The sequence below is a fragment of the Streptomyces sp. NPDC002788 genome (assembly GCF_053592115.1).
Genome location: NZ_JBSFVB010000008.1, coordinates 322,409 through 343,166 on the forward strand (window position 1 = coordinate 322,409; position 20,758 = coordinate 343,166).

The 20,758-nt window shown below is 69.8% G+C and carries 18 protein-coding genes and 1 riboswitch; of the genes, 6 read left to right on the forward strand and 12 right to left on the reverse strand.

Going from position 1 to position 20,758, the window contains the following annotated elements:
• Positions 1–10 precede the first annotated feature (10 nt).
• Entirely contained in the window at positions 11–1,222 is a 1,212-nt protein-coding gene (locus ACWD1U_RS17775; protein ID WP_451108456.1) for a glycerate kinase family protein, read from the forward strand.
• Here ACWD1U_RS17775 and ACWD1U_RS17780 read toward each other — a convergent pair.
• From ACWD1U_RS17780 to ctaE, 6 genes are all read right to left on the reverse strand, one after another.
• Positions 1,177–2,544, reverse strand: a complete 1,368-nt coding sequence (locus tag ACWD1U_RS17780) for an aminotransferase class V-fold PLP-dependent enzyme (protein WP_451108458.1) — start codon at positions 2,542–2,544, stop codon at positions 1,177–1,179. The two genes, ACWD1U_RS17775 and ACWD1U_RS17780, sit on opposite strands and share 46 nt — an antisense overlap.
• A gap of 165 nt (positions 2,545–2,709) precedes the next feature.
• Positions 2,710–2,826: riboswitch (SAM riboswitch) on the reverse strand.
• Positions 2,827–2,891: 65 nt separating this feature from the next.
• Positions 2,892–3,956 carry an anthranilate phosphoribosyltransferase gene (gene trpD / locus ACWD1U_RS17785; protein ID WP_451108459.1) on the reverse strand — a complete coding sequence of 355 codons (1,065 nt, stop codon included), beginning with the start codon at positions 3,954–3,956 and terminating at the stop codon, positions 2,892–2,894.
• Between the two features lie 137 nt (positions 3,957–4,093).
• Complete coding sequence (gene qcrB, locus ACWD1U_RS17790; protein ID WP_451108461.1) at positions 4,094–5,716, reverse strand: cytochrome bc1 complex cytochrome b subunit; 1,623 nt, start codon at positions 5,714–5,716, stop codon at positions 4,094–4,096.
• The gene (gene qcrA / locus ACWD1U_RS17795; protein ID WP_451108463.1) at positions 5,713–6,786 is read right to left on the reverse strand and encodes a cytochrome bc1 complex Rieske iron-sulfur subunit; all 1,074 of its coding nucleotides are present in this window, start codon (positions 6,784–6,786) and stop codon (positions 5,713–5,715) included. The genes qcrB and qcrA overlap by 4 nt, the downstream gene beginning before the upstream one ends.
• Entirely contained in the window at positions 6,783–7,595 is an 813-nt protein-coding gene (qcrC, locus tag ACWD1U_RS17800) for a cytochrome bc1 complex diheme cytochrome c subunit (protein WP_451108465.1), read from the reverse strand. Before qcrC ends, qcrA begins: the two co-directional genes overlap by 4 nt.
• Before the next feature lie 82 nt (positions 7,596–7,677).
• Positions 7,678–8,298, reverse strand: a complete 621-nt coding sequence (gene ctaE / locus ACWD1U_RS17805) for an aa3-type cytochrome oxidase subunit III (protein WP_010048918.1) — start codon at positions 8,296–8,298, stop codon at positions 7,678–7,680.
• A gap of 144 nt (positions 8,299–8,442) precedes the next feature.
• On the opposite strand from ctaE, the gene ACWD1U_RS17810 reads away from it, so the two are divergent.
• Positions 8,443–8,844, forward strand: coding sequence for a hypothetical protein (locus ACWD1U_RS17810; protein WP_451108466.1), 402 nt, complete (start codon positions 8,443–8,445; stop codon positions 8,842–8,844).
• Between the two features lie 100 nt (positions 8,845–8,944).
• On the opposite strand, the gene ACWD1U_RS17815 is transcribed toward ACWD1U_RS17810, so the two are convergent.
• The 4 genes from ACWD1U_RS17815 to ctaC form a co-directional block, all read right to left on the reverse strand.
• A complete protein-coding gene (locus ACWD1U_RS17815) occupies positions 8,945–10,201 on the reverse strand; it encodes an Ig-like domain-containing protein (protein ID WP_451108468.1) in 1,257 nt (418 codons plus the stop codon).
• A 131-nt stretch (positions 10,202–10,332) separates the two neighbouring features.
• Complete coding sequence (locus tag ACWD1U_RS17820; protein ID WP_451108470.1) at positions 10,333–10,731, reverse strand: cytochrome c oxidase subunit 4; 399 nt, start codon at positions 10,729–10,731, stop codon at positions 10,333–10,335.
• Positions 10,728–12,464 (reverse strand): aa3-type cytochrome oxidase subunit I, encoded by a 1,737-nt coding sequence (ctaD, locus tag ACWD1U_RS17825; protein ID WP_451108472.1) that lies wholly within the window; start codon positions 12,462–12,464, stop codon positions 10,728–10,730. The genes ACWD1U_RS17820 and ctaD overlap by 4 nt, the downstream gene beginning before the upstream one ends.
• Complete coding sequence (ctaC, locus tag ACWD1U_RS17830; RefSeq protein WP_451108474.1) at positions 12,461–13,426, reverse strand: aa3-type cytochrome oxidase subunit II; 966 nt, start codon at positions 13,424–13,426, stop codon at positions 12,461–12,463. Before ctaC ends, ctaD begins: the two co-directional genes overlap by 4 nt.
• Before the next feature lie 288 nt (positions 13,427–13,714).
• Here ctaC and ACWD1U_RS17835 point away from each other — a divergent pair, with 288 nt between their 5' ends.
• Positions 13,715–15,097, forward strand: a complete 1,383-nt coding sequence (locus ACWD1U_RS17835) for an aminotransferase class V-fold PLP-dependent enzyme (protein WP_451108476.1) — start codon at positions 13,715–13,717, stop codon at positions 15,095–15,097.
• Positions 15,098–15,161: 64 nt separating this feature from the next.
• Here ACWD1U_RS17835 and ACWD1U_RS17840 read toward each other — a convergent pair whose 3' ends face one another.
• Entirely contained in the window at positions 15,162–16,136 is a 975-nt protein-coding gene (locus ACWD1U_RS17840; protein WP_451108477.1) for a carbohydrate kinase family protein, read from the reverse strand.
• A 132-nt stretch (positions 16,137–16,268) separates the two neighbouring features.
• On the opposite strand from ACWD1U_RS17840, the gene ACWD1U_RS17845 reads away from it, so the two are divergent.
• A complete protein-coding gene (locus tag ACWD1U_RS17845; RefSeq protein WP_451108479.1) occupies positions 16,269–16,478 on the forward strand; it encodes a hypothetical protein in 210 nt (69 codons plus the stop codon).
• A gap of 146 nt (positions 16,479–16,624) precedes the next feature.
• Positions 16,625–18,721, forward strand: a complete 2,097-nt coding sequence (locus tag ACWD1U_RS17850; RefSeq protein WP_451108480.1) for a hypothetical protein — start codon at positions 16,625–16,627, stop codon at positions 18,719–18,721.
• Between the two features lie 85 nt (positions 18,722–18,806).
• Here ACWD1U_RS17850 and ACWD1U_RS17855 read toward each other — a convergent pair whose 3' ends face one another.
• Entirely contained in the window at positions 18,807–19,163 is a 357-nt protein-coding gene (locus tag ACWD1U_RS17855; RefSeq protein WP_451108481.1) for a HesB/IscA family protein, read from the reverse strand.
• Positions 19,164–19,446: 283 nt separating this feature from the next.
• Here ACWD1U_RS17855 and nadA point away from each other — a divergent pair, with 283 nt between their 5' ends.
• Positions 19,447–20,631 carry a quinolinate synthase NadA gene (gene nadA / locus ACWD1U_RS17860; RefSeq protein WP_451108483.1) on the forward strand — a complete coding sequence of 395 codons (1,185 nt, stop codon included), beginning with the start codon at positions 19,447–19,449 and terminating at the stop codon, positions 20,629–20,631.
• The last annotated feature ends 127 nt before the right edge of the window (positions 20,632–20,758 follow it).

The following is a 20,758-nucleotide window of genomic DNA, read 5'->3' on the forward strand; positions in this document are numbered from 1 at the left end:
GGAGCCCTCCATGCCGAACCGCGTCGTCGTAGCCCCCAGTGGCTTCAAGGAGTCCCTGTCCGCCGAGGCCGCCGCCGACGCCATCGCGGCCGGCGTGCGCCGGGTCCTGCCCGGCGCCGAGATCGACCTCGTGCCCCTGGTGGACGGCGGCGAGGGCACGGCTTACGCCCTGGCCGCCGCGACCGGGGGCACGATCGTCACCGTGCCCGCGACAGGCCCGGTCGAGGAGACCGTCGCCGCCCACTTCGCCCTCCTGGGCGACGGGGACACCGCCGTGGTGGAGATGGCCGCGGTCGCCGGCCTCTCCCTCGTCCCGCACGACCTGCGCGACCCGGGCGCCACCACCACGTACGGCGTCGGCGAGCTGATCCGTGCCGCCCTCGACACCGGGGTACGCCGGATCCTGGTCGGCTGCGGCGACTCCGGTACCTCCGACGGGGGCGCGGGCGCGCTCCAGGCGCTGGGCGCCCGGCTGCTGGACGAGGAGGGCGGGGAACTCCCCCGCGGCGGCCGGGAGCTGACCCGCCTGCACCGCATCGACCCGACCGGCCTGGACGCCCGGCTGTCCGAGGTCGAACTCCTCGTCGCCTGCAATCCGTACAACGTCCTGTGCGGCGAACGGGGCGTGGCCCGGGTCTTCGGACCGCAGAAGGGCGCGACGCCGGCGCAGGTGGAGGAGCTGTCGGCGGCGCTGGAGAACTGGGCGTTCGTCCTGACCCGGGATGCCGCCGTGCCGGACACCGAGCTTCGCTTCGGCCCCGGAACGGGGGCCTCCGGCGGCCTCGGAGCCGGTCTCGCCGCCCTGGGCGCCCGCCTCCTGCCCCGCTTCGACGTGCTGCTGAACCATCTCGACCTGGACGCCCGCCTGGCCCGCGCCGACCTCGTCGTCACCGCCGAGGGTGCCCTGGACCACCAGACGCCGCGCGGCAAGGTCCCGGCCGAGGTGGCCCGCCGGGCCAAGCTCTACGGCCGCCCGGTCCTGGCCCTGGCCGGCACCCTCGGCGAGGGCGCGCACGAGGTGCCGGGCGTGGACGCCTGCCACGGCATCCTGCCCGCCCCGATGGAGTTGGCCGAGGCGCTGCTGCGCGCGAGCGAACTGCTCACGGACGCCACGGAACGCGCCCTGCGGATGATCGTCCTCGGCACCCGGCTGTCACTGGTCTCCGACCGGGCCGTTCAAGCCGAGGTGTCCGGCACGCAGCGCCCGTCCTCCGTGCGGTAGTTCCACTTCGCCCCGTCCGTCACGAGCTCCTTCACGGCCCGCACGAACCGCTCCACGTGCTCGTCCGGCGTGCCCGCGCCGAAGCTGACCCGGATGGCGTTGAGCGACTTCTCCCCGGGCGCGGCCTCGGGCGACCCGCACTCGCCCTGCGTCAGCGGGTCGCTGCCGAGCAGCGTGCGCACCAGCGGGTGGGCGCAGAACAGCCCGTCCCGGACACCGATGCCGTACTCGGCGGAGAGGGCGGCGGCGAAGTGGGAGCTGTTCCAGCCCTCGACGACGAAGGACAGGACGCCGACGCGCGGGGCGTCTTCGCCGAACAGGGAGAGGATCGGGACCTGCGGCACCTCGGCGAGACCCGCGCGCACTTTCTCGATCAGGTACCGCTCGCGGGCGACCAGGGTGTCGAACCCGGCTTCGGTGAGGGCCTTGCAGGCGGAGGCGATGGAGTAGGCGCCGATGACGTTCGGGGAGCCGGCCTCGTGGCGGGCGGCGGTCTCGTGCCACTCCACGTCGACGCCCCCGTCGTCACGCCGCGAGACCTTCCGCGAGGCACCGCCGCCCGCGAGGTACGGCTCGGCCGCGCGCAGCCAGTCGGCCCGCCCGGCCAGCACGCCGGAGCCGAAGGGCGCGTACAGCTTGTGCCCGGAGAAGGCGACCCAGTCGACGTCCAGATCCGCGACGGACACCGGGTGGTGCGGCGCCAGCTGGGCGGCGTCGAGCACGATCCGGGCGCCGTGGGCGTGCGCGGCCGCTGCGAGCTCCCGCACGGGCCACAGCTCGCCGGTGACGTTCGAGGCGCCGGTGACGCAGACGAGGGCGGGCCCGTAGGGGTCCCGGTCGGCGAGGGCGCGCTCCAGGGTCTCGACGGCCTGACGGGGGCTGCGCGGGGCGTCGAGGTAGCTGACGCGCGCGTTGCGCCAGGGCAGCAGGGAGGCGTGGTGCTCGGTCTCGAACACGAAGACCTGGCAGTCGTCCGGGAGGGCGGCGGCGAGGAGGTTGAGGGAGTCGGTGGTGGACCGCGTGAACACCACCTGGTCGCCGTCCCGGCAGTCGAGGAACTCGGCGACGGTCCGGCGGGCGTTCTCGAACAGGTCGGTCGACAGCTGGGAGAGGTACCCGGCACCGCGGTGGACGCTGCCGTAGTACGGCGCGTAGGCGGCGACGTCGTCCCAGACCCGCTGGAGCGCCGGGGCGCTGGCGGCGTAGTCGAGCGCGGCGTAGCTGACCTCGCCCCCGGTGACGAGCGGCACGGTGACATCCCGCCCCAGAACGGGCAACGGGGAACAAACGGACTGGTCGGCGGCAACAGTGGAGACGGACATGGCGCAACTCCCGTGAAGGCAGGTGGAATCCGCCCCGCGAACACGTACGGCTACGAGCGGGGGGTGAAAGGAAAGAGGATGCGGAGGCGGGGCTCTGCGGCCCTATCGCATTCGCTTGCTCACGGAAGGCTCCCTCGAACGACCAGGACCCCTGGTTTCGCGAGGGGTCCGCGCTTGCCGTAGGCCTTGCTGCCTACGACCTGGTCTTCACCCGGGGCACCCCGCCACGGACGGAGGGTTGCCGGACAGTCGGCCGGGGCCTCATGACTGTCACTCATGACCTGGACAGGAACGTACGGGAATGATCGAGGTCCCGCAACCCGCGTCCGGATTGCGGGACACCCGCGCTACTTGTTGCTCGCCGCCACCCAGCGCTCCAGGGTCCGCTTTGCGGCCCCGGAGTCGATCGATTCGGCGGCCTTCGCCATGCCGGCGCGGATCTGCTCGGCCAGCGTGCCCGCGCCCGGCTCCAGCGCCACCAGCGCCGCCGCCGAGTTCAGCAGGACCGCGTCGCGGACCGGGCCGGTCTCGCCGTCCAGCAGCCGGCGGGCGACCTCGGCGTTGTAGGAGGCGTCCGCGCCGCGCAGCGCCTCCACCGGGACCAGTTCGAGGCCCACGTCGCGCGGGTCGAAGGCCTCCTCGGTCACCTTGCCGTCCCGGACGATCCACACCCGGGACGTGGACGTGGTGGTCAACTCGTCGAGGCCGTCGTCGCCGCGGAAGACCAGGGACGAGTTGCCGCGCTCGGCGAATACGCCCGCGACGATCGGCGCCATGCGCGGGTCCGCCACACCGACGGCCTGGGCCCGGACCTTCGCGGGGTTGGTCAGCGGGCCGAGGACGTTGAAGATCGTCCTGATGCCCAACTGCCCGCGTGCCGCGCCCGCGTACCGCATCGAGGGGTGGAACTTCGCCGCGAAGCAGAAGGTGATCCCGGCCTCCTCGGCCACCCCCGCCACCCGCTGCGTCGGCAGCTCCAGATTGACGCCGAGCTTCTCCAGGACGTCCGACGCCCCGGACGCCGAGGACGCCGCGCGGTTGCCGTGCTTGACGACCTTCGCCCCCGTGCCGGCGATGACGATGGCCGACATCGTGGAGATGTTGACGGTCTTCGCCCCGTCGCCGCCCGTGCCGACGATGTCGACCGCCGGGCCCGGCACCTCGATCACGTTCGCGTGCTCGTACATCGCCCGGACGAATCCGGCGATCTCCTCGACGGTCTCGCCCTTGGCGCGCAGCGCCACCACGAACCCGGCGATCTGCGCGTCGGTCGCCTCGCCGCGCATGATCAGGTCCATCGCCCACGCGGTGTCGTCGGCGGTCAGGTCCCGGCCCTCCAGCAGGCCGTTCAACAGCAGGGGCCAGGAGCGGCCCGCCGCGGTGTCGCCTCCAGCGGGGGTCACAGCGCTCATAAGCCGCTCCAGGGTCAGGCGTCCCGCACCGCGGGACGAGAGTCTCGACGAGGTCCACCCTATCCAGGCCAGGGCACGGCGAAGGGCCCCGTCCGAACACCGGACGGGGCCCTTGGCGTGGCGTGGCGAAGCAGTGATCAGTGGTGGCCGTGGCCGCTGGTGATCTCCCGGTACTCCTCGGCGGTGGGCTTCGGGATCTGGGCGTCCTCGCCGTAGTAGGCGTCGCTGAGCTTGGCGCGCAGCTTCTCGGTGCCCTTCACCTTGCGCTCGACACCGTTCTTGTCGACCGTCGGGCCGATCTCGGCCGGCTTGTACTGCTCGTGCGCCGTGAGCGTGTACATCTGCTCCTGGCTGAGCGGCTCGTGCACCTCGATGAACTCACCGTGCGGCAGGCGCTTGATGATGCCGGTCTCGCGGCCGTGCAGCACCTTCTCCTTGTCGCGGCGCTGGAGGCCGAGGCAGATGCGCTTGGTGATGATGAACGCGACGACCGGTCCGAGGAAGAACCCGATCCGGACGAACCAGGTGACCGCGTTGATCGACAGGTGGAAGTGGGTGGCGACGATGTCGTTGCCACCGCCGATCAGCATGATCATGTAGCCGGTGATCCAGGCGACACCGAAGGCGGTGCGCGTCGGGGCGTTGCGCGGCCGGTCCAGGATGTGGTGCTCGCGCTTGTCCCCGGTGACCCACGACTCGATGAACGGGTAGAGGGCGATGATCCCGAGGAACAGGCCGAAGAGGACCAGCGGGATGAATACGCCCAGGACGAGCGTGTGACCCCAGAAGTTGATCTCCCAGCCCGGCATGGCGCGGACCAGACCCTCGGCGAAGCCCATGTACCAGTCGGGCTGTGCGCCCGTCGACACCTGGTCGGCCCGGTAGGGACCCAGGGCCCAGATCGGGTTGACGGTCACGAGGCCGGCGATGGCCGCGATGACACCGAAGACCAGGAAGAAGAAGCCTCCGGCCTTGGCCGCGTAGACCGGCAGCAGCGGCATGCCGACGACGTTCTTGTTGGTCCGGCCGGGACCCGCGAACTGGGTGTGCTTGTGGTAGAAGACCAGGATCAGGTGGCCGACCACGAGCCCGAGCATGATGCCCGGCAGCAGCAGGATGTGGACCGAGTAGAACCGGGCGACGAAGTCGGTACCCGGGAACTCCCCGCCGAACATGAACATCGAGATGTACGTGCCGACGATCGGCACGGACAGGATCGCGCCCTGGGTGAAGCGGACACCGGTGCCGGAGAGCAGGTCGTCCGGGAGCGAGTAGCCGGTGAAACCGGTGAACATGCCCAGGACGAACAGCAGGAAGCCGAACAGCCAGTTGATCTCACGCGGCTTGCGGAACGCGCCGGTGAAGAACACGCGCATCATGTGCACGAACATGCCGGCGAGGAAGATGATCGCCGCCCAGTGGTGGATCTGCCGGATGAGCAGACCGCCGCGGACGTCGAAGCTGATGTCCAGCGTGGAGGCGAACGCCTCCGACATCAGCTGCCCCTGGAGCGGGACGTAACTGCCGTGGTACTCCACCTCGTTCATCGACGGGTGGAAGAACAGCGTCAGGTACACACCCGTCAGGATGATGATGATGAAGCTGTAGAGGCAGATCTCACCCAGCATGAAGGACCAGTGGTCCGGGAAGATCTTGCGCATGTTGGCCTTGGCCAGGGAGTAGATCCCGAGGCGGCCGTCGGCCCAGTCGGCGACCCGCTCTCCGGCGGGTGCCTTTCCACGTGTCTGTGCAGTGCTCATCCGCGCTCCCAGAAAGCAGGGCCGACGGGCTCTTCGAAGTCGCCGAGCGCCTCGAGGTAGCCCTCGTCGTTCACGCCGATGCGGAGCTGCGGCAGGGCGTGACCGGCGGGACCGAAGATCACTCGGGCACCGTCGGAGAGGTCGAAGGTGGACTGGTGGCAGGGGCAGAGCACGTGGTGCGTCTGCTGCTCGTACAGGGAGATCGGGCAGCCTACGTGGGTGCAGATCTTCGAGTACGCGACGATGCCCTCGTGCGACCACTCGAGCTCGCGCTTGTCCTTGATGTTCTCCGGCTGGATCCGGACGATCATCAGGGCGGCCTTGGCGATCTCGTTCTGGAACTCGTGGTCGTGCTCCTCCAGGCCCTCGGGCTTGGCGAAGGTCAGCGAACCGACCGCGACGTCGGAGGGACGCAGCGGCTGGTTCGTGTTCATGTTGACGAGCAGCTTGCCCCTGGACCACAGCGTGTGACGGAGCTTGGTGCCGGGCAGCGGGCCGAGGTCGCGCAGCAGCACGACACCGGAGAGCGGCACCAGCGTGAGCGCGCCCAGCATGGTGTTGCGGATCAGCTTGCGGCGGCCGAGCGCCGACTCCTTGGCGCCCTGCTTGAAGTCCGCGAAGACCTTCTCGCGGACCTCGGGCGACGCCTCGATCGGGTGGCGCTCGTCGGCGATCTCCACGTCCGACATCAGGGTGCGCGCCCAGTGGACGGCGCCCGCGCCGATGCAGAACAGCGCGATGCCGAGCGTCATGCCCAGCGCGAAGTTCAGGGCGCTGATGTGGCCGAGCGGGAAGATGTAGACCGACTTGTCGACCGGGATCGCGACGAACGCGGCGATGAAGGCGACCGTCGCCAGCATCGACACCGTGAACATCAGGGCGACCGCGCGCTCGGACCGCTTGGCGGCCCGCTCGTCGATGTCCTGGATCCGGTGCTCGTGGGGCGGCAGGCCCGGGTCGGCGAACGGGTGCTTCTCGTCCGGGACGCTCACCGCGTCGTGCCCGTGCTCGTCATGTCCCGCGGACTGCGCGGCAGGCAGGTTCTCTTCTGGAATGTCTTGGCTACTCATGACTTCTTGGCCTTTGCGGTCCGGGCGGCGACCCATACGGCGACGGCGATCAGTCCGCCGAGACCGAAGATCCAGCCGAAGAGACCCTCACTGACCGGCCCGAGGCCGCCCAGCTCGAGGCCGCCGGGGTTCTCGGTCTTCTCGCTGTTGACCGCGTCGAGGTACGCGATGATGTCCTTCTTGTTCTTCTCCGACAGCGTGGTGTCGGGGAAGGACGGCATGTTCTGCGGGCCGGTCTGCATGGCCTCGTAGATGTGCTTCGGGGAGACGCCCTCGAGGGACGGCGCGTACTTGCCGTGCGTGAGCGCGCCACCCTTGCCGGTGAAGTTGTGGCACTGCGCGCAGTTGGTGCGGAACAGTTCACCGCCCTTGGCGATGTCGGCACCCTGGGGGCCGTACTGATCCTCCGTCGGGACGGACGGACCGGCACCCAGCGAGGCGATGAACGCCGCGAGCTGGTCGATCTCGGCCTGCGAGTAGATGTTCTTCTTCTCCGGGACCTGGGGGCCCTGGGAGGTGGCGGCCGGCATACGCCCGGTGCCGACCTGGAAGTCGACGGCCGCGGCGCCCACACCCACCAGGCTCGGCCCGTCGGAGGTGCCCTGACCGCCGGTGCCGTGGCAACTGGCGCAGCCGACGGCGTAGAGCTTCTTGCCCTCCTCGATGGTGAGGGACTGGGCGGTTTCGTCGGCCTGCGCCTTGTCCGCGGGTGCGAACACGGCGTACAGCCCCCCGGTGCATGCCAGCGCGAGGAGTAGGACGACGAGCGCCGCCAGCGGATGGCGTCGTCGTGCGGAGAGCTTTTTCACGGATTACCCCGGTGTCAGGATCTTCTGCGTCGATGCTTCTGGGATGCGCGCTTCGTCGAGCACGCGCGGTTTGGGGGCCCTGCTACTTGATCATGTAGATCGTGGCGAAGAGGCCGATCCAGACGACATCGACGAAGTGCCAGTAGTAGGACACGACGATCGCGGCGGTCGCCTGCTCGTGGGTGAACCTCCGGGCCGCGTAGGTCCGGCCCAGGACCAGCAGGAAGGCGATGAGACCGCCCGTCACGTGCAGGCCGTGGAAGCCGGTGGTCAGGTAGAACACCGAGCCGTACGGGTCGGAGGACAGGGACAGGCCCGCCTCCTTGACCAGCTCCGTGTACTCGAAGACCTGACCGCCGATGAAGATCGCACCCATCACGAAGGTGACGATGAACCACATCCGCAGCTTCTTCACGTCACCGCGCTCGGCGGCGAAGACGCCCAGCTGGCAGGTCAGAGAGGAGAGCACCAGGATCGTGGTGTTCGTCGCCGAGAACGGGAAGTTGAGATGGCTCGCCATCTCCTTCCAGTGATCGGGACCCGTCACCGATCGCAGGGTGAAGTACATCGCGAAGAGGGCCGCGAAGAACATCAGCTCGGAACTCAACCAGATGATGGTTCCGACGCTGGTGAGGTTCGGCCGGTTGACCGACGGGTGCGCGTGCCCGGTTTCTACTGTCGTTGCTGTCGCCACGACCGACATTATGTCGGTCGCTTATCCCGCCCTCACTCCGGGGGGTGCCGTTCGGAGTGTCTAAGCCGGTCGTACCGGTGTTGACGTGGTGTTCAAGGGAGTAGCATCCGCCCATCGGGCCTGTCCTTACGACGCTGACGTCACGGAGGAACAATGCAGCCGACCGCCACGGTGCTGGTCTACAGCGACGACTCCAACACCCGCGAGCAGGTGCGGCTCGCCACGGGACGGCGGCCGGCGCCGGACGTTCCCGTGGTGGAGTTCGTGGAGTGTGCGACACCGGCGGCTGTGATCAAGGAGCTGGACCGGGGTGGGATCGATGTCTGTGTGCTGGACGGTGAGGCCGTGCCGATGGGTGGCATGGGGCTCTGCCGGCAGATCAAGGACGAGGTCTTCGACTGCCCGCCGGTGCTGCTGCTGATCGGGCGGCCGCAGGATGCCTGGCTGGCGACCTGGAGTCGCGCCGAGTCGGCGGTGACGTTGCCGGTGGAGCCGGTGGAGTTCGCCGCCGCGTTGGCTTCCCTGTTGCGGGAGAAGGCGGCTTTGAACGCCTAGGGCTCGGGTTCGCCTGTCGTTCCGCGGCTGCGGTCGCGTGGGGGTCGTTCGCGCCCACGCGGCGGAGCCGCCATGTCGGACCGGCCCCGTGCCCTTCGGGTCACACGCTCTGCGGCCTCAAGCGGGCCCTGTCCGCTGCCGTGGGGCCGTCCGGGGTGCCTCCCAGGAGGGCACTGCCCGTGCGCCACTTCTGCCAGTCGAGGTTCCAGTCTCCGAAGCCGTTGCCGAACGGGGCCATGGTCTCGCCGCCGGAGTTGACGACCTTGACGATGTCGCCCTCGCGGATGGTGTCGTAGAACCAGGCGGCGTTCTCGGTGCTCATACCCGTGCAGCCGTGGCTGACGTTGGCGAAGCCCTGGGAGCCGACGGACCAGGGGGCCGCGTGGACGTACTCGCCGCTGTTGGTGACCCGGACCGAGTGGTGCACTATCAGGTCGTAGAAGTCCGCGGCGCCGATGCTGGCGCTGGTCATGCGGACGGTGCCCTCCTTGGCCAGGACGACCTTGACGCCGTTGCGGGTGTCGTAGCCGGGCATGCCCGTGGTGACCGGGATCTGCCGGACGATCTCGTCGTTCTTGTAGACGGTCATCCGGTGGGCCGCGGCGTCCGTGACGGCGACGACCTTGTCGGCCGTGGTGAGGGTCAGCGGCTTGGCCTTGCCGCCCCACATCCGGTCACTGATCCTGATGCCCTGCAGGTTGCTGCGGACCTGGATGGTGGCCTGCGCGGGCCAGTAGTCCTGCGGGCGGTAGTGGAGCTTCTTGTCGTCCACCCAGTGCCAGGCGCCTTCCGTGGCGGGCGTGGAGGAGACCTTCAGAGCGCGTTCGACGACGGCCCGTTGGGCGAGGTCCTTGACCGGCTGGCTCAGCTCGGCGGTGATGGGCTGGCCCACGCCGTAGGTGCCCTTCTCGGGGCCGAAGGCGACGTCCAGGAGCTTCTTGGCGGTGGGCTTGCCGGTGTCGAAGGTGAGCACCTTGCGGCCGGGCGCCCCGTCCTCGTCCTCGGTGCTCACACGGACCGTGTAGCTGGCGTTGGCGGCCAGTGGGGAGGTGCTGTGCCAGCGGCCTCCGTCGGCGGCGAGTTCACCGGCCACGTAGCGCCCTGAGGCGTCGTAGGCCGTGACGTCCGTGATGCGCCCGTCGGAGTCCTCGGCGACCACTTCCAGGGGCTTGTCCGGGTCGGCCTTCTTGCGGCCCTCTGAGGGGGCGTTGAAGGAGATCTGGCCCGCCGCGTCGTACGGGCGGTGGGAGAGGGGGTTGCCGTCCGAGCCGCAGGCGGTGACGCCCGCGCAGAGGGCTATCACCAGCAGCGTGCAGCTGACGGCGGTGCGGCGTCGGGAGATCGCTATGTGGCTCATGACCTCACGCTAGGAAGCCATGTCAACAGCGGCACGCCGAATGACTCGAACGAGTGACATGAATTGCGGCAGAAGCAGGGGCCCGGACACTCCTGTCGGAGTGTCCGGGCCCCTGCGGCGCTCGGCGCGTGTTACTGGGTGCGGTTCTCGCCGCGGTAGTACTCGAAGACCCAGCCCCAGATGCCGATCAGGACGATCGGCAGCGAGAAGTACAGCAGCCACCAGCCGATCGCGACGGCCAGGAAGGCGAGGGCCCCACCGATGGCCAGGGACAGCGGCTGCCAGCTGTGCGGGCTGAAGAACCCGACCTCGCCGGCGTCGTCCGCGACGTCCGCCTCCTTGTTGTCCTGCGCGCCGACGTCGACCCGCTTGGCCGTGAAGCCGAGGTAGAAGCCGATCATGATGCACAGGCCGAAGGTCAGGAAGAGGGCCGTGGTACCGGCCGGCTCCTTCGACCACACGCCATAGACGATCGCCATGACGAGCACGAAGGCGCTCAGCCACATGAACATCTTGCCCTGGATCTTCACTTGCCGGCCTCCTTGCCGCCGGCGAGGGCCTTGTCGCCGTGGCCCACGTTCTCGAGCTGGTCGAGAGCGGCGATCTCCGGGTGGTGCAGGTCGAACGCCGGGGATTCACTGCGGATCCGCGGCATGGTGAGGAAGTTGTGCCGCGGCGGCGGGCAGGAGGTGGCCCACTCCAGGGAGCGGCCGTAGCCCCACGGGTCGTCGACGCCGACCGGCTTGCCGTACTTGGCCGTCTTCCAGACGTTGTAGAAGAACGGCAGGATCGACATGCCGAGCAGGAACGAGCTGATCGTCGAGATCGTGTTCAGCGCGGTGAAGCCGTCGGCCGCGAGGTAGTCCGCGTACCGGCGCGGCATGCCCTCGGCACCCAGCCAGTGCTGGACCAGGAACGTGCCGTGGAAGCCGATGAACAGCGTCCAGAAGGTGATCTTGCCGAGGCGCTCGTCCAGCATCTTGCCGGTCCACTTCGGCCACCAGAAGTGGAAGCCGGAGAACATCGCGAAGACCACGGTGCCGAAAACGACGTAGTGGAAGTGCGCCACCACGAAGTACGAGTCCGAGACGTGGAAGTCCATCGGCGGCGAGGCCAGGATGACACCGGTCAGACCACCGAAGGTGAAGGTGATGAGGAAGCCGGTCGCCCACAGCATCGGTGTCTCGAAGGACAGCGAGCCCTTCCACATGGTGCCGATCCAGTTGAAGAACTTCACACCGGTCGGGACGGCGATCAGGAAGGTCATGAAGGAGAAGAACGGCAGCAGCACACCGCCGGTGACGTACATGTGGTGCGCCCACACCGTCACCGACAGACCCGCGATCGCGATGGTCGCGCCGATCAGACCCGTGTAACCGAACATCGGCTTGCGGGAGAAGACCGGGATGACCTCGGAGATGATGCCGAAGAACGGCAGCGCGATGATGTACACCTCAGGATGGCCGAAGAACCAGAAGAGGTGTTGCCACAGCAACGCGCCGCCGTTGGCCGCGTCGAAGACGTGGGCGCCGAACTTGCGGTCGGCCTCCAGCGCGAACAGGGCCGCGGCCAGGACCGGGAAGGCGAGCAGGACCAGCACACCGGTCAGCAGCACGTTCCACACGAAGATCGGCATGCGGAACATCGTCATGCCCGGAGCGCGCATGCAGATGATCGTGGTGATGAAGTTGACCGAACCGAGGATGGTGCCGAAGCCGGAGAAGGCCAGACCCATGATCCACATGTCGGCGCCGATACCCGGGGAGCGGACCGCGTCCGACAGCGGGCTGTAGGCGAACCAGCCGAAGTCGGCCGCGCCCTGCGGGGTGAGGAAGCCACCGACCGCGATGAGCGAGCCGAACAGGTACAGCCAGTAGGCGAACATGTTCAGCCGGGGGAACGCCACGTCCGGCGCGCCGATCTGCAGCGGCATGATCCAGTTCGCGAAGCCGGCGAACAGCGGCGTCGCGAACATCAGCAGCATGATCGTGCCGTGCATCGTGAACGCCTGGTTGAACTGCTCGTTCGACATGATCTGCAGACCAGGCCGGGCGAGCTCGGCGCGCATGAACAGCGCCATCACGCCACCGATGACGAAGAACGCGAACGACGTAACCAGGTACATCGTGCCGATCGTCTTGTGGTCCGTCGTCGTCAGCCACTTGACCACGACACTGCCGCGGTTCTGGCGCCGGACCGGCTGCTCGTCCTCGTAGTGGGACCCAGCTGCCGCGGCACCCTTGGGGTCATTCAGGATGCTCACAGTACGTTCGTCTCCCGGTTCTTCTCGTGGCCTGCCTGCTCGATGCCGGCGGGAACGTAACCGGTCTGCCCCTTCTTCACGAGGTCCTTGAGGTGCTGCTCGTAACGCTCGGGGGAGACGACCTTCACGTTGAACAGCATCCGGGAGTGGTCGACGCCACAGAGCTCGGCGCACTTGCCCAGGAAGGTGCCCTGCTTGTTGGGGGTCACCTCGAAGGCGTTGGTGTGGCCCGGGATGACGTCCTGCTTCATCAGGAACGGCACCACCCAGAAGGAGTGGATGACGTCGCGCGAGGTCAGGACGAAGCGGACCGTCTTGCCCTCGGGGAGCCAGAGTGTCGGGCCCGGGTTGTTGGTCTGCGGGTTCCGGGTGCCCGGGGTACCGCAGTCGTACGTGCCGCCGGCGTTGGCCGGGAAGTCCTCCTTGAAGCGGTCCGGGATCGCGTCCAGGTCCTTGGAGGTCTTGGCGTCACCGGAGGAACCGGCGACGGGCTCGATGTAGTTGAAGCACCAGCTCCACTGGAAGCCGACCACGTTGACCGTGACGTCGGGCTTCTTCTTGAGGCTGAGCAGCTCGGACTCGTCACGGGCGGTGAAGTAGAACAGCACCGAGACGATGATGAGCGGGACCACGGTGTACAGCGCCTCGATGGGCATGTTGTACCGGGTCTGTGGAGGTACCTCGACCTTGGTGCGGCTGCGCCGGTGGAAGAAAGCACTCCACAGGATCAGACCCCACACCAGCACGCCGACGGCGAGCGCAGCCGCCCAGGACCCCTGCCACAGGGAGAGGATCCGCGGAGCCTCTTCCGTGGTCGGGGTGGGCATACCAAGGCGGGGGAAGTCTTCCCAGTTGTACGAGCAACCGGTGGCTGTCGCCAAGACCAGGCCCGCGGTCAGTGCCTGCAGCAGCTTCCGCCGCATCGGGCGCCGCGGCGAGCGGTCGGAGCCGTTGGGACTCACGTAGCGCCTTCCCGAGAGTCTCGCCCGCGCGGATCGGCTGCGGCCTGGCCTTCTCGCTGGTCGGTCGCCGCCCTGCGTCGGGCAGGGGTTTGGATGTTTATGCGGACCAAACCCTAGCCGACGCCCTCCGGGGGTTCTCGAGGAGGGGTGCCTAGTGGGGTGGGGTGTTCGCTTGATTGGCGGGTGCGGCGCTCGTCGTCGTTGTTCGCGCCCCGCGGCGGAGCCGCGGATGTCACCGCCCCGCGCCCCTCATGGGCGTCCCGGTGCCGGGCGTTCTAGCGTTGCTGTGTGGCCTACTTCGATGCTGCTTCCGCTGCTCCGCTTCATTCCGTCGCCCGGCAGGCTCTGCTGGCATCGCTGGACGAGGGGTGGGCGGATCCCGCGCGGTTGTACCGGGAAGGGCGGCGGGCCCGGATGCTGTTGGACGCCGCGCGGGAGGCGGCCGCCGAGGCGGTGGGGTGCCGGGCGGACGAGCTGGTGTTCACCTCGTCCGGGACCCGGGCCGTGCACGCGGGGATCGCGGGCGCGTTGGCCGGGCGGCGGCGGGTCGGGCGCCACCTGATCGTGTCAGCGGTCGAACATTCTTCGGTACTCCATTCGGCCGAGGTGCACGAGGCGGAGGGCGGTTCGGTCAGTCAGGTGGCGGTGGACCGGGGTGGGACGGTCGCTCCGGCGGCGTACGCCGAAGCCCTGCGCGAGGACACCGCACTGGCCTGTCTGCAGTCGGCCAACCACGAGGTGGGGACCGAGCAGCCGGTCGCCGCGGTGGCCGAGCTGTGCCGGCAGGCCGGGGTGCCGTTGCTGGTGGACGCGGCGCAGTCGCTGGGGTGGGGGCCGGTGGACGGGAACTGGTCGCTGCTGACGGCCAGTGCGCACAAGTGGGGTGGGCCCTCAGGGGTCGGACTGCTCGTGGTGCGCAAGGGCGTGCGGTTCTCGGCGCAAGGGCCGGTGGACGAGCGTGAGTCGGGGCGGGCGCCCGGTTTCGAGAACCTCCCGGCGATCGTGGCGGCGGCCGCGTCCCTGCGGGCCGTACGGGCCGAGGCGGCCGCGGAGGCCGCGCGGCTGCGGGAACTGACGGAACGGATCCGGGCCCGGGTGCCGCGGCTGGTGCCCGATGTCGAGGTGGTCGGCGATCCGGTGCGCCGGCTGCCCGGGGTCGTGACCTTCTCCTGCCTCTACGTCGACGGCGAGGCCCTGCTGCACGAGCTGGACCGGGAGGGTTTCTCCGTATCCTCCGGATCGTCCTGCACGAGCAGCACGCTGACGCCGAGCCATGTGCTGCGGGCGATGGGCGTGCTCAGCGAGGGGAATGTGCGGATCTCGTTGCCGGTGGGGGCGGCCGAGGAGGATGTGGAGAAATTCCTGGAGGTGCTTCCCCGGGTGGTGGCGGGCGTGCGGGAGAAGCTGGGCGCGCCGGTTGCCTCCGAGGCCGTCGCCCGCCAGGAGGACGCCCTGGTCGTGGACTCCCTCGGCAAGCGCTGCCCGATCCCCGTCATCGAGCTGGCCAAGGTCATCGGTGACGTGCCGGTGGGCGGCCTGGTCCGGGTCCTCGCCGACGACGAGGCGGCACGGCTGGACATCCCGGCGTGGTGCGAGATGCGGGGCCAGGAGTACGTCGGGGAGGAACCGGCGGACCGAGGAACGACGTACCTGGTCCGCCGGGCGAGCTGAGCGACTCAGGGGCGCGGGGAACTGCGCGACCAGCCCCCACGCACCCGCTGCCGGAGTCGGCGGGTCAGGACAGGTGCGCCTGCACTTCCGCCGCCGCCTCGTCGCCGTACGCCTTGGTGAACCGCTCCATGAAGTGCCCCCGCCGCAGCTGGTACTCCTGCGTCCCCACGGTCTCGATGACGAGGGTCGCCAGCATGCAGCCGACCTGGGCGGCGCGCTCCAGGGAGACACCCCACGCCAGACCCGACAGGAACCCGGCGCGGAAGGCGTCGCCGACACCCGTCGGATCGGCCTTGCGCTCCTCGTCCGGCGTGCCGACCTCGATCGGGTCCTCGCCGACCCGCTCGATCCGCACGCCCCGCGCGCCGAGGGTGGTCAGCCGGTGGCCGACCCGGGAGAGGATCTCCGCGTCGCTCCAGCCGGTCTTGGTCTCGATGAGGCCCTTCTCGTACTCGTTGGAGAAGAGGTACGTCGCCCCGTCCAGGAGGATGCGGATCTCCTCGCCGTCCATCCGGGCGATCTGCTGGGAGAAGTCCGCGGCGAACGGGATCTTCCGGGAGCGGCACTCCTCGGTGTGCCGGAGCATGGCCTCCGGGTCGTCGGCGCCGATGGAGACCAGGTCGAGGCCGCCGACCCGGTCGGCGACGGTCTTGAGCTCGATGAGGCGGGCCTCGCTCATGGCGCCGGTGTAGAAGGAGCCGATCTGGTTGTGGTCGGCGTCGGTGGTGCACACGAAGCGGGCGGTGTGCAGCGTGTCGGAGATGCGCACGGAGTCGGTGTCGACGCCGTGCCGCTCCAGCCAGGCCCGGTACTCGTCGAAGTCCGCGCCCGCGGCGCCGACCAGGATCGGCCGGGTGCCGAGCTGCCCCATGCCGAAGGCGATGTTCGCGGCGACGCCGCCGCGGCGGACGTCGAGCTTGTCCACCAGGAACGACAGCGAGACCGTGTGCAGCTGGTCCGCTACGAGCTGGTCGGCGAAGCGGCCGGGGAAGGTCATGAGGTGGTCGGTGGCGATGGAGCCGGTGACTGCGATGCGCACGGCGTGGATTCTCCTGAGGGAGGCGGACCTTGACGCTTCACGCTATCGGGTGGGCGCGGCTGCCCTGAAGGAACCGAAACTACCCGATAGTAGATCTTTCTCCGTACGCACCGCCGTGCATACGGTGCGGCTATGACGAACCTCAAGCTCAACGCCCCCGCTCCGGTCGATGTCGAAGGCGATCTGGCGTCGCTGCCGGGTGAGGGGGCACGGATGGCTCCGCACTGGGCGGCTCCCGAGCGCGTCGCCTCCCGGCCGGTGTCCCCGACCCTGATCCACGGTGTGACCGTACCCCCGGCGTCGGCGCGGCTGCTCGACGCGATGTCGGACTACGGGGACTGAGCGGGGCGCGCGCGGGAACCGTGTGCTCCCCCGCTGCGTCCCATCGCTGTCCCCCGTAAAGGGGAGGCGGGATACGACCCACCAGCGGCCCGATTCCCACCGGGCCGGGTCCCATGGGACAGCTGTGCAGCCGAAGGAGCGATGCGGTGAACACCGAGCGACCCGAGAACGACGACGACGCGAGGGAAACGGGCGCCGCCGGAACCGCCGATGCCCCCGAGGCCGGGAAGCCGGGTGCGGCGGAGGCGGGGGCTACGGCGAACGCCGAAGGGTCTGCGGAAACCGGCGCTTCGGCGGAGGCCGGAGCGCCGACGAAGGCCGAGGCGGCGGAGCCCGAGGCGGCGACGGAGGCTCAGGCGTCCACGGAGGCCGGAGCGCCGGAGGCCGAGGCGTCGGCGGGTGCCGGTGAGTCCGCGGAGGCCTCCGAGGCTTCCGAGACCTCGACGACGTCCGGGGCCTGCGAGACCTCCGACGCACAGGGCGAAGCGGCACGGGGCGAAGCGGCGCGGGGTGCCGAGGCGGATGCGGTCGGCGACGCCGGGGTCGCGGCGGCCCCGGCAGCCGAACACCCAGGCACGCCGGAAAACGGGAAGAGCGGCGCGTCCGAAGGCCTGCGGGCCGACGGGGACCCGGCCGCGGTGACCGAGCCCCGGCAGGCCGAAGCCGAGCCGGCACCGGAGCGTGACGTCGCCGCCGACGAGCCGGCACCGGGCCGCGAGAGCGTCGCGGAGAGCACCGGCACCGAGAAGGCCCGCTCCGGTCCGCCCCCCGCCCCGGACGTGTCCCTCCCCCGCGACCATGAGGACCCGGTCCGCCCCGGCGGTGGCCCCCGGACCCCGGCGATCATCGCCTCCGTCGCCGTCGCGGTGCTGCTGATCGGCGGTGGCGGGGCCTGGCTCGCCACCAACGCGTCCAGTGGGGCCGGTGGCGGGACGGCGTCCGGCGCGCCCGGTGGTGACGGCACTCCCCCGCCGCTCACGCTCGACGGGTACTCGGAGTCCGCGACGGGCGACGGCAACGGCATCGCGCCCGGCGAGCCCAACCCCTACGGCGCCACCTACCGGGTCGGCGGCCCGCTCCCGGACGGCCCCGGCAAGGCGCCGGTGTACCGGGCGCGGGGCGAGGTCTCCCAGGAGGACGTGGCCCGGCTGGCGAAGGCCCTCGGGGTCGAGGGGACGCCGGTGGCGCGGGGCGAGGCCTGGAAGATCGGGGGCCAGGACGGGTCGGGGCCGAGCCTGCAGGTGAACAAACAGGCGCCGGGAGCCTGGACCTTCAGCCGGTACGCCCCGGGCACGGACAACTGCAAGGGCACCGACACCTGCACCGCCCCGAGGACCGGCGGCGACATGCCCGTGAGCGAGGACGTGGCCGAAAAGGCCGCGGCGCCCGTGCTCAAGGCGGTGGGGCAGGACGACGCGAAGCTCGACGCGAGCCAGGTCATGGGCGCCCAGCGGGTGGTGAACGCCGCTCCCGAGGTCGGCGGGCTGCCCACGCACGGCTGGACCACCGGAGTCACGGTCGGCCCCGACGGCCGGGTCGTCGGCGGCAGCGGGCAGCTGACGACGCCGGTGAAGGGCGACACGTACCCCGTGGTCAGCGCGGAGAAGGCGCTGGAGTTGATGAACGGCCGGCCGCAGAGCGACCACCGGATGGGCATCGGCGGCTGCGCCAGTCCCGTGCCGCTGGAGGACCGGCTGGAGCAGCCCTGCGGTTCGCCGGCGAGCGGCGCTCCCGAGCAGGACGCGGTGACGGTCGAGAACGCGGTGTTCGGGCTGGCCGCGCACTTCGTGGACGGGCGCCAGGCGCTGGTGCCGTCCTGGCTGTTCGAGGTGACGGCGCCGGGCGCGAAGGACCCGTTCACGGTGACGTACCCGGCGGTCGACCCGAAGTACCTGGCCTCCCCGGCGCCGAGCGAGCCGAGTGACGAGCCGACGTCCGAGCCCGGTCCGCGCAGCGTCAAGGTGGACGGCTACCGGGCCGAGGGCTCGGAGCTGACCGTGACCTTCACGGGCGGGGTGTGCGCCGACTACGACGTGCAGGCGGACGAGAGGGGCGAGGAGGTGACGGTCACGGTGACCTCGACGCCGTGGCCGGACAAGGTCTGCGTCATGATCGCCAAGCAGTTCCAGGAGACCGTGCGGCTGGACGAGCCGCTCGGCGACCGTGCCGTCGTGGACGCGGACGGCAAGGCGGTCCCGCTGGCCAAGGAGGGCGCGCGGCTGCCGGCTCCGCCGACGCGCTGACACCCGGTACCGCGAAGGCGGCGCCCCCGTCGGAGGGGGTCGCCGCCTTCGTCGTGTCCGCTGCCGCCGGGGCGGCCCGGCAGGCTCAGCTGAAGGAGTCGCCGCAGGCGCAGGAGCCGGTCGCGTTCGGGTTGTCGATCGTGAAGCCCTGCTTCTCGATGGTGTCCACGAAGTCGATCGTGGCACCGCCCAGGTACGGGGCGCTCATGCGGTCGGTGACGACCTTCACACCGCCGAAGTCCTTCTCCACGTCACCGTCGAGGGAACGCTCGTCGAAGAAGAGCTGGTAGCGCAGGCCGGAGCAGCCGCCGGGCTGGACGGCGACGCGCAGGGCGAGGTCGTCGCGGCCTTCCTGGTCGAGCAGGGCCCTGACCTTGCCCGCGGCGGCGTCGGTCAGGATGATGCCGTCGCTGACGGTGGTGGTCTCGTCCGATACGGACATCTACATCTCTCCCGGGTTGTACGGAGACTGCTTGCCGACGGTTCCAACCGGCGGGGCCGCGGATTCATTCCGGGCCGGGCGCTCGATCTCGGTTCCTTTTCATGCTCGCACACCCGCCGGTGACGGGAAAACGACTCATTCCCGGGGCGCCCCGGGAATGAACGACGGCTCACCGGGATTCACGTCACACCGACGCTATGGCCATCGTCAAAGTGACGTGAAGCGGTTATGATAGATAGCGTCAAATCGACGAAAAGTCGCAGAAACAGAAAGGGTGCGTGTCGTGACCACCGCCCAGACCCAGGAGCTCGACGTACAGCCGACGCCCCTCGCCCTGCTGCTCCTCGGCCGGGAGGCCGACCCGAGGAGCGAGCGCGGCGTGGAATGTCCCGGCGACCTGCCCTCGCCGTCCGACCCGGATTTGGTGGAGCGCGCCCGCAAGGCGAAGGAGAAGCTCGGGGACAAGGTCTTCGTGCTGGGGCACCACTACCAGCGCGACGAGGTCATCCAGTTCGCCGACGTCACCGGGGACTCCTTCAAGCTGGCCCGGGACGCGGCGGCGCGTCCGGAGGCCGAGTACATCGTCTTCTGCGGCGTGCACTTCATGGCGGAGTCCGCGGACATCCTGACGTCCGACGACCAGAAGGTCGTCCTGCCCGATCTCGCCGCCGGCTGCTCGATGGCCGACATGGCGACGGCCGAGCAGGTCGCCGAGTGCTGGGACGTGCTGACCGAGGCCGGGATAGCCGAGCAGGTCGTGCCCGTCTCGTACATGAACTCCTCCGCCGACATCAAGGCGTTCACCGGCAAGCACGGCGGCACCATCTGCACCTCCTCCAACGCCAAGCGGGCCCTGGACTGGGCCTTCGAGCAGGGCGAGAAGGTGCTCTTCCTGCCCGACCAGCACCTCGGGCGCAACACCGCGGTCCGCGACATGGGCATGTCCCTGGAGGACTGCGTCCTCTACAACCCGCACAAGCCGAACGGCGGGCTGACGGCCGAGGAGCTGCGCGCCGCGAAGATGATCCTGTGGCGCGGCCACTGCTCGGTGCACGGCCGCTTCAGCCTGGACTCGGTGAACGACGTGCGCGAGCGCATCCCGGGCGTGAACGTCCTGGTCCACCCCGAGTGCAAGCACGAGGTCGTGGCCGCCGCGGACTACGTCGGCTCCACGGAGTACATCATCAAGGCCCTGGAGGCCGCGCCGGCCGGCTCCAAGTGGGCCATCGGCACGGAGCTGAACCTGGTCCGCCGCCTGGCGAACCGTTTCGCGCCGGAGGGCAAGGAGATCGTCTTCCTCGACAAGACGGTCTGCTTCTGCTCGACCATGAACCGCATCGACCTCCCCCACCTGGTCTGGGCCCTGGAGTCGCTGGCCGAGGGCGACCTCGTCAACCGCATCGAGGTGGACAAGGAGACGGAGGCGTTCGCGAAGCTGGCGCTGGAGCGGATGCTGGCGCTGCCGTAACGGTCTCCGCAGGCCATGAGGCCCCACCCGGTGGGCGGTTTCTAGGGATCGTCGCAACACATGATCGGTTGTGTCAGACGGCGAGCAGTTTATGCAGGCGCTCGGCTGGGGTCTCCCAGCCGAGCGT